The sequence below is a fragment of the Paenibacillus azoreducens genome, assembly GCF_021654775.1.
Classification (GTDB): domain Bacteria; phylum Bacillota; class Bacilli; order Paenibacillales; family Paenibacillaceae; genus Paenibacillus_AQ; species Paenibacillus_AQ azoreducens.
The window spans coordinates 1,970,710-1,988,813 of sequence record NZ_AP025343.1; the positions used below are offsets into that span (position 1 = coordinate 1,970,710).

Annotated in this window: 13 protein-coding genes; all 13 read left to right on the plus strand. The window is 41.0% G+C overall.

Features of this window, described 5'->3' with window-relative positions; genetic code table 11:
• The first annotated feature begins 3 nt into the window (after positions 1–3).
• Entirely contained in the window at positions 4–276 is a 273-nt protein-coding gene (locus tag L6442_RS08375; RefSeq protein ID WP_120463222.1) for a hypothetical protein, read from the plus strand.
• Between the two features lie 181 nt (positions 277–457).
• Entirely contained in the window at positions 458–1,804 is a 1,347-nt protein-coding gene (locus tag L6442_RS08380) for a stalk domain-containing protein (protein ID WP_210088638.1), read from the plus strand.
• A gap of 244 nt (positions 1,805–2,048) precedes the next feature.
• A complete protein-coding gene (locus L6442_RS08385; protein WP_212980059.1) occupies positions 2,049–6,302 on the plus strand; it encodes an InlB B-repeat-containing protein in 4,254 nt (1,417 codons plus the stop codon).
• A gap of 275 nt (positions 6,303–6,577) precedes the next feature.
• Positions 6,578–7,492, plus strand: coding sequence for a hypothetical protein (locus L6442_RS08390; RefSeq protein WP_212980058.1), 915 nt, complete (start codon positions 6,578–6,580; stop codon positions 7,490–7,492).
• Between the two features lie 308 nt (positions 7,493–7,800).
• Entirely contained in the window at positions 7,801–8,424 is a 624-nt protein-coding gene (locus tag L6442_RS08395) for a GNAT family N-acetyltransferase (RefSeq protein WP_212980057.1), read from the plus strand.
• 58 nt (positions 8,425–8,482) lie between these two features.
• Positions 8,483–9,397: a hypothetical protein gene (locus tag L6442_RS08400; RefSeq protein WP_212980056.1), complete on the plus strand. Its 915-nt coding sequence runs from the start codon at positions 8,483–8,485 to the stop codon at positions 9,395–9,397.
• 59 nt (positions 9,398–9,456) lie between these two features.
• Entirely contained in the window at positions 9,457–10,341 is an 885-nt protein-coding gene (locus L6442_RS08405; protein ID WP_212980055.1) for a hypothetical protein, read from the plus strand.
• Positions 10,342–11,330: 989 nt separating this feature from the next.
• Positions 11,331–11,741, plus strand: coding sequence for a hypothetical protein (locus L6442_RS08410; protein WP_212980054.1), 411 nt, complete (start codon positions 11,331–11,333; stop codon positions 11,739–11,741).
• Between the two features lie 988 nt (positions 11,742–12,729).
• Positions 12,730–13,314, plus strand: coding sequence for a recombinase family protein (locus L6442_RS08415; RefSeq protein ID WP_212980053.1), 585 nt, complete (start codon positions 12,730–12,732; stop codon positions 13,312–13,314).
• Positions 13,315–13,376: 62 nt separating this feature from the next.
• On the plus strand, positions 13,377–14,807 hold the full coding sequence (locus tag L6442_RS08420) for a hypothetical protein (protein WP_212980052.1): 1,431 nt from the start codon (positions 13,377–13,379) through the stop codon (positions 14,805–14,807).
• A complete protein-coding gene (locus L6442_RS08425) occupies positions 14,782–15,108 on the plus strand; it encodes a hypothetical protein (RefSeq protein WP_212980051.1) in 327 nt (108 codons plus the stop codon). The genes L6442_RS08420 and L6442_RS08425 overlap by 26 nt, the downstream gene beginning before the upstream one ends.
• 362 nt (positions 15,109–15,470) lie before the next feature.
• A complete protein-coding gene (locus L6442_RS08430) occupies positions 15,471–15,965 on the plus strand; it encodes a hypothetical protein (RefSeq protein ID WP_127505937.1) in 495 nt (164 codons plus the stop codon).
• Between the two features lie 1,134 nt (positions 15,966–17,099).
• A complete protein-coding gene (locus tag L6442_RS08435) occupies positions 17,100–18,032 on the plus strand; it encodes a WG repeat-containing protein (protein WP_212980050.1) in 933 nt (310 codons plus the stop codon).
• The last annotated feature ends 72 nt before the right edge of the window (positions 18,033–18,104 follow it).

Here is an 18,104-nt window from a genome sequence, read left to right on the forward strand (position 1 = left end):
TGTTTGAGCCTACAAATAGTAATGACTCATGGGGTTCGAGAGATTGGCTGTAGGGATTGGCAACTGGTTATTTCATTAATCATCAAGCACTTTTATGGCAAAGAAGAGTTTCTGTCTTTTAAGACTGTTGGGAAGAAAACGGTAGTTACGAATGGGAATGACGGTCATTTACTCACTATCGACAACAAGAAGTTATTTTCAGAAGTAGTTTGGGCAGTATACGGCGATGAGGGGAAGATGAAGTATTATACATTCATGCTTCCGCATGAGTATTAATCACGTAAGTAGCGAGAGTTTGAAAATTGTAGGATCGATGTGACTTATATACAACAGACTATTATTCTGGTTCTTTATATAATTAAGATGATGCCTTCTAAATGGAATGGAGTGGGAATAAGGGACAGATACACTGTTCCTTCTTTTAAAGTTTAACGAATCCTGTAGATCGGAGGTCAATATGAAAACGAAAAAGTTAACAGCAGTAATACTTGCATTCTCAATTATTTTAGGGGGTCAAGGAGCACTCGCGGCGCAGTCTGAAAAACCAGTTCAAATTGCTTCTGCGGACTTCGATTATTCCAAGGAAGCAAAGGAAGCTTTGGACTATATCAACAAAATTCGTAAAGATGCAGGACTCAGTGAAGTAAAGTTGAACCCGTACCTAACCAAAGCATCTGAAAACCATGTGAATTACCTCACTTCCAACAATACAACTGGGCATGATCAGGTAGAGGGTAAGAAGGGTTATACTGGTAAGGAGCCAAAGGATCGCGTATTGGTAGTAGGCGGGGACACAAAGTTGGCACAGGGGTTGTCTGAGGTGATCTCGTATAGTGGCACCACAACAAAGGCTTCGATTGATACTTTGATTGGTTCCGCTTACCACAGAGCTCCTTTCTTGAGTCCTTACACATCAGAAATCGGGGTTGGGTATGTGGGCAGTAAGTTTGTTATGGTTGCGAAGTCTAGCGGGTCGGATACAACTGCTGTATCTATGTACCCGTATAACGGACAAAAAGATGTACCGACCACATTTGTAGGTGCAGGTGAAAACCCTAACCCACTCAGTAAATTTGGTATCGAAAGATCGGGTTACGTCATCTCCTTTTATCCGCCACATGTACTAGACACTAAGACTATTGATGCAACTATTAAAGACGGTAAGGGTAACAATGTTCCCTTCTTCTCCGAGTGGTATTCGGGGTACTGGTTCTTCTATACTAAGCAACCGTTAAAAAATGGGGAAACCTACACAGTGTCTGTGAATTATAAACCTCTCTACGAGGAAGAGTACGAGGGCAAAACGCTCAACAAAACTTGGTCTTTCACAACTGCAACAAGTGGCTCGACTGGTGGCTCTAACGGCGGTGTAACCACCCCTCCAACTGGAGGCGGAGATGTTAACCCTCCACCGAGCGGTTCAACTTCTGCAATCACGGGTAACTTTAACAAGGACAATGTCGGTGTAACAATTAATGGCGATTTGGTAAGTTTGAATCCTCCTGCGAAGATCGTCAACGGAAGCACCTTCATCCCACTTCGTGGAGTTTTCAAGAAGCTCAACTCAGAAGTAAAGTGGAATAATGACAAGCAAGAAGTAACTATTGTTCGAGAAAGTATTACAGTTAAGCTGACAATTGGCAGTAAGACTGCGTATGTCAATGGCAAGGCGATTACACTTTCGACAGCACCGTTTATCAATAACTCATCAACCTATGTACCTTTAAGATTTGCTAGTGAAGCCATTGGTGCAGATGTAAAATGGGATCAATCAAATTATATTGCCATCATTAAATCTGAATAATTACTGATATTGGGGTCAGATGCATCAAGCATCTGGCTCTTTTCTTATTGTGAGCAGTGTTTCCCTATGCTAGGGGACACTGCATTTTTTTTATGCCGATTGAAGCCACGGATAATTAAGGGGAATTAGTTGCTAGAAAAATTTCAAAATGTTGTAGAGTTTGATTGATTTTCAGGATAGTCATCATGAGCAAATTTATAAGACCAAGAGAAAAAGAACAAGTAGAAGTAAGGAGATGAAGGATGTGGCAAACAGTAAACAGGAAAGAAAAAGGTTCATCTCAGTTCTCTTGGTGATCGCTCTGCTTATTGGGCTATTCCCAATGAGCGCTCTTGCTGACGATCCACCAAGCGACACCGACTACGGAAATGAAGTGAGCGTAACGGATGCTGTTTACGGCGAAACCAGTGTAACGAATGCAGTATGCGCTTCCGACCCGAGTCATTTCATTTACGAGTTAAATCCGGAATGGATGAATGAACCTTATGCCTATATCCGAGAGTATATCGGACCAGGCGGAGATGTGGTCATCCCCGAGACAATCGAAGGGCGACCCGTTTCAAGGATTTTTGGAGCAGCATTTCTGGGTAATCAAAGTATTACGAGCGTAGTTATACCTGAAAGTGTTGAGCGAGTCGAGGTTAACGCGTTTGCGTACAGCTATGGAATTAAAAGTATTGTATTTAAAAATCCTGATACGATAATTGGTGACAAGAATGGTTTGTCTGATTGGGACATTGTGATCCCATACCAAGCTACAATTATCGGTCATAACAATTCGACAGCAGAAAGCTTTGCTCGTAAACGAAACATCAATTTTTTGAGCATTGATGAGCCTTGGACTACTGAAATAGACTATGGATCACAAGATGCAATGTCTCGTTTCCATCGAGGTGAAGATGTTGTCGTGAGCGAACTGTTCCAAAGTAGTGAGTTGGCCAATTATTTCGCACATTGGATGGGCGAGCCTTGGGGACTATGGACAACACCAGTCTGGAACGGGACGATTAACGATACGCTCAATAAGCGTGACGTTGAGATGCGGATGCAAAGGTTCTATCAAAACAAAGGACACTTCTCATTCGGCTCCGATGATTTCAAGGGAATCACAAGCTTAGAGGGTCTGCAGCTATTCAAAGACAGTATCCTTAGCGACCCTAAGTTCTCGTACAATGCAGTATTTCAGTTTAGCGGCAATCAGCTTCGTGAAGTGAATGCCCTGAGCTTCCTGAACGGGGTAAATTATCTTGATCTGAGTAATAATCAGTTGGAGAACATTGACGGGCTAAGTGGTCTTGAAAGGTTAAGTCACTTGGATGTGTCCAATAACAATTTAACCAATCTTGATGGCTTGAGTAATTTGAGAAGGTTGATCGAGCCGCAGACAGCGGCGACAACGACCAGTGTTCTTGATTTCAGTCATAACCGGCTCTCCAACATCGAGGGGCTAAACAATGTAAGCATGCTTGATACACTAAATGCAAATAAGGTTGATTTCAGTTACAATTTCTTAACCAATAGTAACATTCCCACTTTATCGAAGCTGTTCAAACTTTTCGACCAAGTAGCAAAACCTCAGTTGCTGTTCGACTACAATTATATTTTTATTGACGACCAGGCAGCAGGTAAACAGTTCTACAACGATTGGTTAGAAATATCCGGTCTATCGAGGGGCGACAACCGAGCCAATACTCCGCAATACAATTATCGATTCGTTAAAGGTGCTGACACGTTAAGAGTCGAGCATCGTGTCAAAGGAACAGATGAATTGCTATCTTTTGAGGAATATTCGACAGCGGACAAGTCTTTGGACTTGAACGCTTCCATTACGTACAATGCCAAGAATTTTGAAGGTTATTCCCTCATTGGTGATTCAGGTAAGTATGTTTTAAACAAAGATCATATTTTCACTTCCAAAATCGGCACAGAGCGTCACTTAGTTAATTCAAGAAATGGGTTATCGATCTCCAATGTAGGACTGCCAGATAATATGACTAGTTCAATTACGGATGAAGGGATATTGACCACTACCGATACAGCGGGCGAATACAACATTGTTGGTAAAGGAACTACAGAGGTTAATATTCATAGCGAAGGGGTATCTCATGGCATTTATCCGCTCACTTTCGACACCTTTGGAAGCAAGGACAATGTCATCGTTTTCTATTACCAATCTTCTGCTTCATTAGCGAAGCATAAGTTAACAGTCGGTATGGAAGGGCAAGGTACAACCTTTCCTGCAACTGGCACTTACGAATACGATGACGGAGAATGGGTTTCCATCTCTGCTCGGAATACAGTACCAGGATATGAACTTGAAAAATGGGTGATTGATGGCGAGGATTACTTCGATGCCTTTGGTTATGGGGTAAGCTTGAAAATGGACAGCGACAAAACAGCAATAGCTCACTTCAAGCAAAACCAACCACAGCCTACACGGTATACGCTAACGGTTAATCAAGTTGGAATGGGAACAGTTACTCCGTTCGCAGCTGGCAGTGTTACGAATTTTCCCGAGTTTGAATCGGTCAGCCTGATGGCTAATCCCTCGCCTGGATATAAGTTCGAGAAATGGGTCGTGAATGGGCTAGAGTCAGACGATCAGGGTATTACCATGTATATGGATCGCAATGTTGTCGCGATAGCGCACTTCATCCCCATTGCATCACCACCAAAGGAATACAAACTGATCGTTGAAGTCGTAGGTGAAGGTACAGTCAATGTTGTAAATGAAGATACAAAAGATGTGTTCCAAGATGTCCGAGGCGCAGTAGGACAGTTTAAGGAAGGAACTGAAATATCCGTATCAATGAATCCTGTTAAGGGGCATAAATTCACTAAATGGATGGTGGATGGACAGGAAATTGTTAAAGAGTCGCTCTCGTTTAAGATGGATGAGGACAAGATCGTCCAAGCCTATTTCGAGCCAGTCGTTCCATCACCAGAACCGAAAGGTAGTATAACGGTTGAATTTGTTGATTGGGAAACGAACAGTAAGCTCAAAGAAGATGTAATTCTGTCGGATTTGCCGTTAGGTGATCATTCATATAGAGCTGATGCGTTTATCGGGGTATATAAGCTAATTGGAGATTCAGTCAGAAATGTTGTGCTAACAGCAGCCGAGCCATTCGGAAAGATGATCTTTCTTTATAAGAAGGAAGATGTCATCCCGACACCTGAACCAGAGCCGAAGCCAAATCCCGAGCCGACACCTAGCCCTGATCCAGAACCAAAACCAACGCCAGAACCGAAACCCGAACCGAAACCTGAGCCAACACCAGAGCCGAAGCCTGAACCAGAGCCGAAGCCAAATCCCGAGCCGACACCTAGCCCTGATCCAGAACCAAAACCAACGCCAAAACCAACGCCAGAACCGAAACCCGAACCGAAACCTGAGCCAACACCAGAGCCGAAGCCTGAACCAACGCCAAAGCCGACACCAGAGCTTAAGCCAGAGCCGAAACCTGAACCGACACCCAAGACGGAATTGCCAACGGTAGATCCACAACCGGAGCCTGAAACAAAATCGAATGATAAGGAGCGGGGGCTTGAACCAGAGAGAGGGGCAAGCCAAGTAACAAATGTGCCGGCTCCAGCAGTTGAGAAAGAAATGGATACTTTGCTCGTTGAAGCTGTAGATCATGAGAACGAAGAGCTTCTCCAAACTGAGGAAATCGATACCTTGCACTTAGGTTTGAATGAGGTCAAAGCCCCCATTATCGCTGGCTACTCTTTGATCGGATCGGATAAGCAAACGGTATTTATCAGCGAGAATGGTGAATCTTTAACAGTTACCTTCAGGTATCTGAAAGAAGCTGAGCCGAACGAACTGTTTGGTGTTGTATACGGGGTTGTGAAGGACGCGAACGGTAATCCTATGCAGGGAGTAAAAGTCGAACTTCATTCCGATCCACGAATTACTTTTACCAACGAGAACGGCGAGTACCGCTTTGAGAATGTCGAGCTTGGGAAGCATACGGTTATATTGAAAAATCCATTTACCGACAAAGAAATTTCTCGGATCAACGTTGTTGCGTACAAGGACTACAGAGACTCAGATTCGACTACGGTTGAATCGGTGCAAGTAGCAGAAGAAGTAAAACGGTCAATCGAATTAAATGAATCAATGAGTACTCAACGGGTTGACTTCGTTATTGAAGCCATTGAACAACCAGAACCGGTATCGCCTGACAAAAAGTTCCCTATCATTCCGATAGTGGCGACTCCCCCGCTAATCATTATTCTTCTGGCGTACTCCAGAAGAAGGAATGTAGGTATTTACAACGGAGCTAATCTGCTGATCAAAAAGATTAGGGTGAAGGCGAAGCCTGAAACTGTCATTGATCTTACTGGTTATGCTGCAAGTGCATTCAAAGTGGTTTTCCGAAAGCCAAATAGTTTCAGGAATATTGATTTGTACATTAAATATGGCGACACCATTACGCAAGTCGAGTTGGCAGACGATCTAAACTTCATCGTGTTTTCTCCAGAGAATTAAATACAACAATACAGAAACACCTCGCGCTAAACGAGGTGTTTTCTTCTGTTCAGGGGTATAGACCCCGCCGCGCGAAGGTTTTCGAGAATTTTTGAGTTAATATCGTCTGACCGATGTTCTTGTGTTCTTGAAATACAAAGCATCGATAATTAGCCGATGAAACTAGTTGGTATTTTATATAGGCAACAGTTTTTCAATACGTTCTTGACCTCTAACGATTTCATGAGTTGATGTGAGAAAAATCTTATTAACAACAAGAGGAAAGGGTGATGATAATGACAGCTACACTGAATGAAGCAAGCACCTTAACCAAGACAAAGGACGAAACGCATACTCCACAATCCGATACAATTGACGACCTGCACTTCTCGTTCTTCTCCACTGACGAAAGCGAGATCAATGCTGGCATCGGGATGGGCATCGATCCGAGTCACAATTTTGACCGGGAGAAGAGTGACACTGAACCATTTGACGACCATGCCGAATTAGTCGTTCAAGTAGCCGAAGTCGATGATGCTGTACCGACATTAGAAAGCGATACTCCCGAACATCAAACCGATGAACCTGACACTCCCGCGGCAGAGCCGGAGAGAGAACGCTCATCTGGACTAATTATTCATTCTGACGAGTCAATAGAAACTGAATCCAGTCCGCCTGAACCTGATAATATTTTCGAGAAGAGCACCAAGCTTTTCGCTGAAGCACGAAGAGCTATGGATACTATAAAAATTGATCCAGCAGTACTTGAACCCAAATCTATTACTCCAGCACAAGACTCGCTCTATATCGAAGCCGATGTAGATACGATAATGTTTCCTAATGAACAGTTTGAAAATGACTATCAAGCTAAAAGTATTCCTGCCATAGAGAAAATTGTTGAAGTTCAGAGACCTATCGATGCAAACAAGAAAACAGCGACTCATACTCAAGGCACTAAACCAGTAAACCGTTTATATCGGTTTTTGCATAATGGGGTCAGGGAGATAATCAGTAAGATCGTTACAGCGATAAAGATTATTTTGATTAGTATCGTACTTATCTCAATAGTATCAGTTTTTTATGTACATTATGTTGATCCAAGTGTACCAGTAACCGAGATTCCAATGCAGTCTTACACGACAGTCAAAGAGTTGATAATCGCTATATACAAAGACATCTTGGAGTTTGTCAGGGAAGTAGCAAACAAGTAAATCATAGCTTCAAATATATTCATTCAAGCCCCCATCCCTCCAACCCAAGCTCAAGATTTGGATCGGGTATCAGGGGCGTTTCTTTTACATTCTGCTGACTTGATTTATAAAAGATGCGAGTAAGTTATACATACCGAACACAAATTTATAAAATCATGAAGGTCACTTTATAAAAACTAAGCTGAAAGTCACTCATCCCTTCCTTCTTATGTAGAATCCAGTCGAATTAAAGAAGGGGTTCGAACGGGAAGTGGAGAATATTTACTTTTATAGGATCAACGAAAAGCAATTCAGAAAAGAGTGATTAAATGACGAAGAAAAATGACCCGCTTGATGAAAAGAGCTCAAAGCAGCTTGCCGATATACTTAAGGATTTGTTTGGAGACAGCGATCCGTTCCCTGTGTTGAAAAGGGAATACAAACCGCTCCCTTTAAAGAAAAAGGGCGATATTGAGTATGAAGTCAGGTGGCACACGACTGATTTAGAAAAGGATGGACATAAGGTCATCCATGTAGCCCAGAACCGATTCGGGGAAAGTGTCATGATTTACCGCTTAATGTATGGTGACGGGATGGATGATGTAAACATTCATCTTAGGGTGAAGGTCATTTCCAAAGATGGGGTAAAAGCTCCAGATTCGAACGTCCACGTACATGTTGAGAACAAACATATGGATATCGCGGATATAAAGATTGAAGGAGAACGGGTTAACAGAGGTTACGGCTCGATCATGATGGAAGGGCTAATGAAGATTGTCCATGAAATGCAAATCAAAGTTATTACAGGATGGATTTCCTCTGTTGATTGGGATCACATCGACAGGTCGGAACATTTCTACAGAAAACACGGTTTCGACTGCCAACTCGATCATGAGAATAAGCGAGGTACCATTGTTTGGGTTAACCGAGAACTCGGATCTACTCAAGATTAACAATAGTGATTTATCCACGTTCTACGAAAAAGGGAGTTGAGAAGATCTGACTGTTATATTGAATGTAGTACTGACTGTAATTGAAATTTTACTCTATAATTTAGCGTTGCTAGTTCTTCTGATAGTACTCATACTAGCGCTGATTTTATTCTTCATGATTAAGCATAAAAGGAACATCGATGAGACACGTAATTTTATCAAAGAGTTGTTTGATAGAATACTGACATGGAATGAACGTTGGATTCCAGATGGATTAGACAAATGGGAGGAAGAAATCAGTCAAGATGGTGGATGCCAAAAGGTATCGTTCAGAGATTTTTTGAAGAGTTGCGGTTTTAGCTTTATTTTATCTGATAAATATTCTGCTTATTGGGGAGACCTGCAAAGTGTTGAACTTAAAGGTGTTAAGGTAGAAACGGAAAACTATTCGTTTAGTGTAAAAAAGTTAATTCACAAAGATCGGCAGCTAACTCTGATGTGTAAAATAGAGGGCAGTCATGACCAAAAGCCTCCAAGAATTAATAAAAATGGTGGGAAAATTAAAATTTACGGTCGCGAACTAAATGTAGAAATATTCCCTCTAGAAGATGAGGATACCACGCACATTATATCTGTAAATCAACCACTAGGAAATAACGAGATTTCCTATGGAACAGAGATATCAATAATATGCAAGCTGAATAAAAACGATTCAATAGATAATATAATTGAGGTACCACCCTTTGAGGTACCAGAAGTGACTGTCCCGACCCAGGTGAGCGATGTTTTCTCCAAAAGTAACTATTTATTGTTCTGTGCCTTAGGGGGATTTAATTTCATAGCACTTATAGCTGTCTTTATGATATCCCTCCTGCTAATTATATCTTGGAAGGTATTACCCTTCGTTATAGTAACAAGCGTTATATTTATATTGCTTTCGGTAAAGTTGAACATGAAGTTATTTGGAGTCATCTACAATTCATTGAGATCATAGTGGAAAAGGATATCATCTTTATTGAGTGGATAACGTGGAAGGAGCGAGTGTGTTAGCCAATGTATACAATAAATTTGGTCGAGTCATCGATACACAGTAATTATCTGAACAACAACAACTCTCGGATTAAGCTTGAATTTGACTTGCGTATATATGAAGATACTATCCAGTTCGTTAATATTTCGTTAACTGACCAATTTAGTCGCCTTCAGAATGTATTAGATATTCAGGTAAGTGCAAAGTCGAGCTATAGTGTTATCAAGAAGACTGTCGGACAAATCCAAACATCACTTTGGGTATTTAATCAAAACTCTGGTCACAACAGGTGGGACTGGATCATTGACTCTAACGACATTTCCACCCTAGAAGGGGTCAGGAATGGCGATCTTGAATTAGACATCGAAGTAAAAGCCATTGTTGAGATAACAGAAAATGGTAGTAAGATGATTCCGATCATAGGAAGAGAACGTGTTCGCTTCTCTGAAACGGACTGGATCTCTTTCATCAGGCATTTTGGGTATTCGACAAAATATGGTTTGTCGTTACCGCCATCTTTACTGAACGACAAAAATTGGATTGAGGCATATGATAGTCTTAATGATGCTAGGGAGCATATTCAAAGAGGCAAAACCTACGATGCTTTACGTCAATGTCTTTCAGTCATTGAGTCATATATTGATACTGATAAGCGGGGCGGTCCATACAGCGAAAGGGTTTGGGAAGAACTACTTCATGATATTACTCCCCAGAAGAAGGATGGGATCGCTGGTTTATTTGCAGGCGTAGCAACCTATTTGAATAAGGTTGGACATCATAGGAATTCTAGGCAAAAGGTCAATGGCAATTTAGAAACAATCCCATTAGATCAATATGAGGCAGAACTCCTGTTGGGGATATCGCAGCTTGTTGTGACTTATTTGGAAAGACTAAGGACGGATAAATAGGTTCGGGAGTGGGTTATAAAAAAGAAATGGTGATTATAATGAAAGCCTGGGCAAATATCGACACCTCACTGAAAACGTACACTGTTCACCTAGACCATGATGTATGTCCGCATGTCACTGAAATGAAGTACGGAACTGAGCTGGGATGGAAGAAGCAGCATGGAACAGGAAGTTGGAAACCGTTCCGCTCAAAAGAAGAAGCTGTAGATATTTACGATAATAGCTACAAAGAAAAGCTAACCCTAATCGAGTGTAATAACTGCAAGTAAAACAATTGAAGAGGCAGTACAGAATTCGCATGTTGAGTTCTGTACTGCCTTTTTGTATTTACGGAGATTATTGTAATTCAGCAGTTATTGCAGCATCTACTCTATAAGTACAGGACACGCTCTCCTTCGAAACTTCGATTAAGAAAGGATGATAGTCATGAATTTCCTTATTAGCGTAGAAAGGAGCTATAAGCGTTACAAGCGATTATTGCATTCAAAAGGTATCGATCGACGGACGAAGCTAATCCTCAGTGAGAAGTATAACGCCCTCCGACAGATTATTATCTTTCTATACGGAGATTTCCTCGATAACACTACGACTCATAATCAGCAGTGTGTGGAGATTTTCCAAACGAACAATTTCAGTATTCCTGAATCGGCATCCGATCTCAACTTGCCGGAGGACACTCTAAGGAAGGTTCTAACCAGTGTTGATCTAGAAATGATGACGATTGTCGGTAAAAGCACAATCGAGAATATCAACAAGGCTAGGACTATTTGGGACATTCAAAAAGCTATGAGGGGATTCAATAAAATGTTAAATCGGTTCCGTTATTCTGCTTAAATTGTTCTAGAAAGTGTATTTTCAATCATGACATTGATCCCGATTTGGCAGTTGCTACGGCATCAATTTTATATAAGTAGTCGATGCCCTTTTGTTCTGTCAATTGGGGTTCGATCTTCAATCACTATATTTTTCCGAAGAAAGGATTTGATCGAATGAAGTTCTTATCGAGACTTGAGAGTAATTATATTCGCTACTCGGATTTGATGAGTTCAAGTGGGACTGATCCGATGTTGAGACCACTTATTACGGAAAAGTTCAATGCCTTAAGATTTATTGCGTTCTTTATGGTTAATGAGTTCACAAGTCGCTTGTCTGGTCAATATCAGCTTTGCGTAAAAAGCTATATTTCAAACAAGCGTAACCTTAAAGCTGCAGCCGCTCAGCTAAACATTTCAGAAGAACAATTAAGAAGTGCCCTTTCTGAAGTCGATAATAAGATGCGTGTCTTTGTAGGTGAGAGGACGATTGATAATATCAATAGGGCAAAAACGATTCGGGGTATCCAAAGTGCACTGAGTCACTTCCATAATAATTGGCAAGGCTTCTCGGCTCAAAGTTCCTGATCTTGACGTAGCCTTGTAGAATTTATTATCAAAAATTGTTAGTCTTCTCTACGAGGCTCACAAATCGATTTTCTTGTATGGGTGGCTGTGCTATCGCTATTAAATCGATTACAGGGCGTTTAATTCTATATGGGGTAAGGCTTCACACTTTTTGCTTTGTTGTCGTTCAGGTTCGGCTTTGATTACATTACAATAGAAGGAACGCGTTTAAATACGATGTCGGCTTTTATGTTGGTAATAACCAGCGAATCATGCTATATTACCAAACAAATTTTCTATTGTATGAATCGATGCAAAGGATGATCGCTGTGGACTTGAAACAAAGAGTGGCTTTGTTCTACGGGCTTCGGTGGGAAACGTACCGGGAGACGTGTCTAAGAATAATAAACGAGAAAAATATATTGATGGATACTGATGTGAATCATGCGGTTCGCACACTTAAGCGAAGCGATCTCGAAGATCTTGAACTTACTTTGCTTGAGTTAATTGAGGAATTTGAAAAGAGTCAGTGTTAAATATCATATGGGTTGGAAAAAGGCAGTATAGGACTCGTTCATCGAGTTTTATACTGCCTTTCTTTTATAGCTCGTAAAAATAGTTGCTGGAATGGTCGAGGGCAAGTCCAAATTCAGCATCGGTATCTAGATTAACTATATAGAAGTAACGGATGCGGTATTGCATTTAGTTGCTAATCCTGAGGATTTCACCTTTGGGGTATGGCTCCCAAATGTCTTTCTCCCATATAAGAAGAAGCGATTCGTTTTCCGTTCCCGAGGTCGTGCCAATAGTTATCAGGATCGTCTTAAAAGAACACTATTCCTTCTTTGTTAGTGAAGTCGTTTCAAAACGGTTTGTCCTTCGGGTCATAACTCTTGAGTATTGCCCCTCTCAATTCCGTCCGATTTTTAGACGGTAGAATGCGGGTTTAGTCGGTGTCATAACTGGGGGTCATAAGTAAATTAAAAAATTGCTGGTGGTGATCTGAATTATGCCGAAATACGGGTATGCCCGAGTAAGTACTGTGGGTCAGTCAAGGCACGGTAACAGTTTGGAGCATCAGGTAAACCAACTATTATCGGAAGGGGTCGATCAATCCTTTATTTTTGTAGATAACTTTACTGGCTCGAAAATGGACCGCCCTCAATTCACAAAGCTATTACAAATATTAAAGGCTGGTGATACATTGGTTGTCACCAAACTGGATCGGTTTGCTCGTTCCACAGTCGAGGGTGAAAAGATTGTTAAGAATTTAATCGAACGAGGCGTTCGAATTCACATTCTTAATATGGGAATCTTGGACAACACACCGACCAGTATTCTGATACGCACCATCTTTTTCGCTTTCGCTGAATTTGAAAGAAACATGATCATTGAGCGAACTGCTGAAGGTAAAGCAATCGCCAAGCAGAAAACTGGATTCCGAGAAGGTCGACCACCTAAATTTACTAAAGTGCAGTTGGATTACGCGATTAGTTTACTTCAAACCCATAGCATGAATGAAGTCGTAAGCATAACACGGATCAGTGAAAGTACCCTAAAACGTGAGCTTCGAAGAAGAAGGAGTCCTATTTAAAAGTTTGATTACAATGGATCGCTTTCGAGCAAATTGAGCTTGATTAAATCGGGGGTGAGGCAATGTATCGATTACGAGAACTTGTAAAGTCCATCAATAAAGGCGTAGCAGCTGTCGAACGCAAAAAGCTCTTACCAAATGAGCCTAAGCAGATCATACATGAATGGTCACCGAACAATTTTCGTCGGCTTATTGTCGGGTTCGATTGGGCAGTTATTCAGCACTTTGTTACAAGTCAGCGTTTGCGTACTTTAATTGAACGTGTTGATTTAAGAACAGTATGTAAAAAAGATGAGGAGTTAATGGATTCGGAATCACACAAATACAAGTCGATCCTTTCTTCAGTTATCTCAGGGCGAGTTCTTTCTTCTCTTGAGGAGATCGTGTTTTGTACTGAGGAGTATCCCAAGAGGATGCTTTCCAGTGACACTTTTCTCAAAGATCTGATTGATGGAGATACGAATTACAACACTCGTTTTCCAAGACTTCGGCATATTTCCTACTGTTCATGCACGGTGGAAAAACTGTGGGATCTTCTTGAAAGGACAAGAAAGCCAACTGAATTAGTACTGGATGCAATTAAGGAAGAAGGCATTCAGATTCACCATTTCATTGAACCACATATAGAGGATTGGTGGTCTGGAACTTCGCTTCGCCCTCAATTCTACAGTATGGATTCAAGTATCCTTCAGGAGTATTTCGATAGGTTGAAGAATGAAATAGTAGTTGCTAAGCGTATTGAGCGGTTAGAGAAGATGATTAATAAGGATGATTTCGAAGCAATTGAAAAGTATAGCTCTACTATCATTTTGGTTATCAAGTGGGGGTTCGACTTAATCGACAAAGGGCAACAAGTATTTAATGAGGCTTCAGTAGACTGTCAGACAGTGTGGGCGCAGTATCTGTCATTTGAGAATGTATGCCAGGGTGTCCGTTATGAGCTTATCAAGAGTCCTGAATTTATCAAAGTGGTTATGCGGATTGATTTCGAGCGCATCGTTAAAGCCATGAGGAGTTACGGGGATGATGAAGATAACGTCCAAGTTGTACAAAGATTTCGTGATACGGTGATCAATCACATTTTGAAAGCAGAGGATGATTATGAGCTGGAGATAAATAAAGAGAGCATCGCTCATAGCCTGTTGATCCTACAAAAATTAGTAGGTATTACATTCGGACAGGTTGTTAGTGTCATCTACCTTTCGTTTATCAAGTACCTGACCCAAAATTCGGTCGAGAATGCTCAATACCACTTCGGCAGATTGAAAGCGCATATTCCAGATTTGACATACACCAGACCTATGATCGAGTACTGGAAAGATCATCTCAGTGATGGGGTAAGCAAGAGAGCGATGGATGCCATTGGAGCAAATGAAGTGTTAGTCGAGCAGTTCGACGTTCGCGCTAAATTTATTGAAGCTATCAAGATGTTAAATGGCTTATCGGTAGCAGGGGATGTGATCAAGGATGGATTTGTTGGGACAACTCCATAAAAACAATGAAGTAATCGCCGCGGCGGTCTATATATCAGTAGAAAACATGGATCGAGAGGAAGCTGAACGAGTTATTGTCGCGCAGCTCTACCAAATTCATTCTTTCGCTGACCAGCACAGTATAGTCATCATCGATTCTTACATTGAAAGAGAAGACGGTGAAACTGAACGGAAACGGCTTCGTGAAGATGCAAGAACTGGTCGGTACCGAGTAGTTCTTCATTGTGGGGATATTGATTCGGATAGTTTTTATGAATTTGGGGTCGTTGAAATAAATGTTCAACGGTACGAAGGAAAATGAAACCGTAATAAGGGAGAAGGTTACTATGGCTGAAAGTAGTGTAAAGGAGTTCAGAGATGAGTGCCTGAGCGTAATTTCAAAGCTGGAGTCATTACTTGAAATTGGAATTAGTAATAATGAAATCAAACCGTATGATATTTCTGCATTAAAGGAAAGAGTCTTATCAATCAGAACGGATAATGACATAAAACGGTTTATGGATGGATGGGACTTTATAAGGTTACAGAATCTCATGCGACTATGCGGCAAGGTGTGTTGTAAACATGTAGTTGAGCCGAACACGATAATGCAAATCTTTACTTGTAATGGTTGTCCGATTTTCTCGTTCGAGAAAAAATATTTATAGAAAGGGGTTCTCGGAAATGATAGGAAGACCCGATGGTTTACTCATTGCTCTATTTATTGACAAGCAACAGTGCTGTCATTCTGGAACGTTTGTTGGAAACTACAGTGAGTTTCGCCCCGATGTGAATCTTTTGAACAATCAGGATAAGTTACAAAAATACTATGAGGACAGCAGGTATCTATGTGTCATGCTTCATAATTGTATACGTACCCAAAAGGATTTCAAGGAGGTAATTGGATTAACAAATGAGAACGTACAAATAAACTGGGTAATAATCTTTGATGCCTTGGATCACATTTTCAAGCATTATACTGCGATGTCTTCATCTGGACTGCCCATAATCCAAACTATGCCATCTATTAAACAGGATGCGATTAAAATTAGACATTACCTAAGAAAACGGAAAGAAGAATTCGATTTGATCAGTTTGTCGGCTTTGAACATCCCTGCACCGATGGAGTTCGGGATGCAATTGAAAAGAGTGGTTGTTGGAGCGGGGGCATTTAACTAATTATCCAGTAATTGAAGGTGTCGATGAAATCCTCACCTATCGTTTGACGGATGATTATTTAATTGATCGATTAAAGCTCTAAGCCGATTTTCATAATGCCTATCGAAGAAAAAATGGATAAATAGTTGGTCATTGAAGAATTTTTTATAAATCTACAGTACAAATGAATTTCAGCACATGACGACAGAAACAAAACATATAAACAAGACAACGACTGTAAGGAATCAAACAAAGATCAAGCAGAGAAAGAACAGCAATCCAGGACAGGTAAGCTCTGAGGGAAACCTATATGGCTTCTCCGATTTCCCTCTATCTCACCATCCTCGACCAGAAAAACCACTCTACCCACTTCACCCGAGACTTATTGTAAACGGTGAAAGAGTTAGTAAGGAGTCAGTACCAGGGCTGAACTTGAAGCGGTTATAACACATTTCAATCATGAGAGGGGTATAAATATGCTCTTGCGTCATATTTGCGAGGTATGTGGTAAAGAAGAAGTTCTGTCTCCAGAACAGGGATACGATCAAGGATGGGACTACCCTCCCCAAATGGGTCAGTTCAAGATCATATCTCCGAGAACCTGTGGAAATTGTGCAATTAACGGCACTTTATGGTGGGCAATAAATATGGAAGGTAAGCAAGCTGACAGTTTTAACGAGAAGCAGCTCCAAACGTTCAATCGTATCTTGCAGGAGCCAGAGAGTATTCTGGTAACTTAATTAAACCGGAGGTCTATCAAGGATAGTTTTTTCGTCACATTGCAGATGCCAATAAAAACGGCATCTTTTTTATATGTGGTGATGTTCTTCCTTATTTATTGAAATTCTGAAGCAAATTTTCCTCTTTAAGCGGCACAAATCTCTTTTCTTGAAGGGGTTGAACTGGCGAGATTGATAATAAAGCGGTCGGTAAAAGCTTTAGCGGTTTGCAATCAGCAGTAGTGAGTAAATTATACAGAAACAAAAATCACACTTCACAGGGGGTGTGATTTTTTTTTTGCGTTGTACTACTTCGATAGGGTATCACGATCTTTGCTCGGGGGGAGTTGAAAACAACTTACGGAGTTGGCTCAAGAGTCGTAGACATAAGAGTAGAAACAAATTTTAATGACAAATATCAAGGAGGAAGAATGGCATGGAAAAACGAGAGTCCAAGTTCGGAGAAGTAGTTGATTGCATCGCTGGGTTAGGAATCGTCGTAAACAAGGACAATGAAGAAGGGCTGGCTTGGTATGGTCTGTATGGCTTAGTGAATGAGGAAGACGAATTAATAATCCCATGCGAGTATCTTAACTTGCAGATGGTTGATTACGGTTTGATTAGGGTTGAGAATCAGAGCGGTATCTACGCATATTTGGATCATCGAGGGAAAGAAGTAGTTCCCTTCTCGAGGGGTTACAATCTTGTGGGATCATTCTCTGATGGGAGAGTTGTCGTAGGTAAGTACACTCAACCCGTGGGGGAGTATCTAGACAAGTTTCATGAAAATGAGGAAGAAGATGATCCAATTGATTTCCTTGACGACCCTTTCAACGGTTCTGAGCGTTCCATCTTACATTATAACCCTTATTGTCCTAAGCTCATGGGTTACATCGACCAATATGGTAATGAAGCAATCCCATTACAGTATCAAGAAGCTAAAGATTTCTCCGAGGGGTTAGCCGCAGTTAAAGGTTGCAATGATAGGTGGGGTTTCATTGATAGTACTGGTCGGACGGTAATACCTTTCGAGTTCGATGAAGTGTTTGAATCTTATATTCCCGGTTATGAAGGTTTTATTGAAGGAACGGTAGTTGTCAAGAAGGAGGGCAAGTGGGGGACGATCAATCAAGAAGGTGCTACGGTAATTCCATTCGAATTCGATGATGTCCTCAAGTTTTATGTTGAAGGTGCGATTGTTTTTAAGAAAGATGACAGTTGGGGTGCAGTCACCCAAAGTGGCGAGATTATTGTTCCATTCCTCTATCCTGAGCAGGGTAGAGTTATAAAATTGTTCAAAAAAATAATGCATCTAGAGGAAAATGCCAAACTCTTAGTATCTCCTTGTAAAAAGCAATCAGTTAGGTAAAACCCTTAATGGAGATGATGTCTCCCGACATCATCTTTTTTAATTTCAACATATTGCTCAAGAGTCATAGGC

What these genes read in the sequence shown, in the direction of transcription:
- L6442_RS08380 (WP_210088638.1), top strand. Translation starts at nt 458, where the DNA reads ATGAAAACGAAAAAGTTAACAGCAGTAATACTTGCATTCTCAATTATT.
- L6442_RS08390 (WP_212980058.1), top strand. Translation starts at nt 6,578, where the DNA reads ATGACAGCTACACTGAATGAAGCAAGCACCTTAACCAAGACAAAGGAC.
- L6442_RS08395 (WP_212980057.1), top strand. Translation starts at nt 7,801, where the DNA reads ATGACGAAGAAAAATGACCCGCTTGATGAAAAGAGCTCAAAGCAGCTT.
- L6442_RS08405 (WP_212980055.1), top strand. Translation starts at nt 9,457, where the DNA reads ATGTATACAATAAATTTGGTCGAGTCATCGATACACAGTAATTATCTG.
- L6442_RS08410 (WP_212980054.1), top strand. Translation starts at nt 11,331, where the DNA reads ATGAAGTTCTTATCGAGACTTGAGAGTAATTATATTCGCTACTCGGAT.
- L6442_RS08415 (WP_212980053.1), top strand. Translation starts at nt 12,730, where the DNA reads ATGCCGAAATACGGGTATGCCCGAGTAAGTACTGTGGGTCAGTCAAGG.
- L6442_RS08420 (WP_212980052.1), top strand. Translation starts at nt 13,377, where the DNA reads ATGTATCGATTACGAGAACTTGTAAAGTCCATCAATAAAGGCGTAGCA.
- L6442_RS08425 (WP_212980051.1), top strand. Translation starts at nt 14,782, where the DNA reads ATGGATTTGTTGGGACAACTCCATAAAAACAATGAAGTAATCGCCGCG.
- L6442_RS08430 (WP_127505937.1), top strand. Translation starts at nt 15,471, where the DNA reads ATGATAGGAAGACCCGATGGTTTACTCATTGCTCTATTTATTGACAAG.
- L6442_RS08435 (WP_212980050.1), top strand. Translation starts at nt 17,100, where the DNA reads ATGGAAAAACGAGAGTCCAAGTTCGGAGAAGTAGTTGATTGCATCGCT.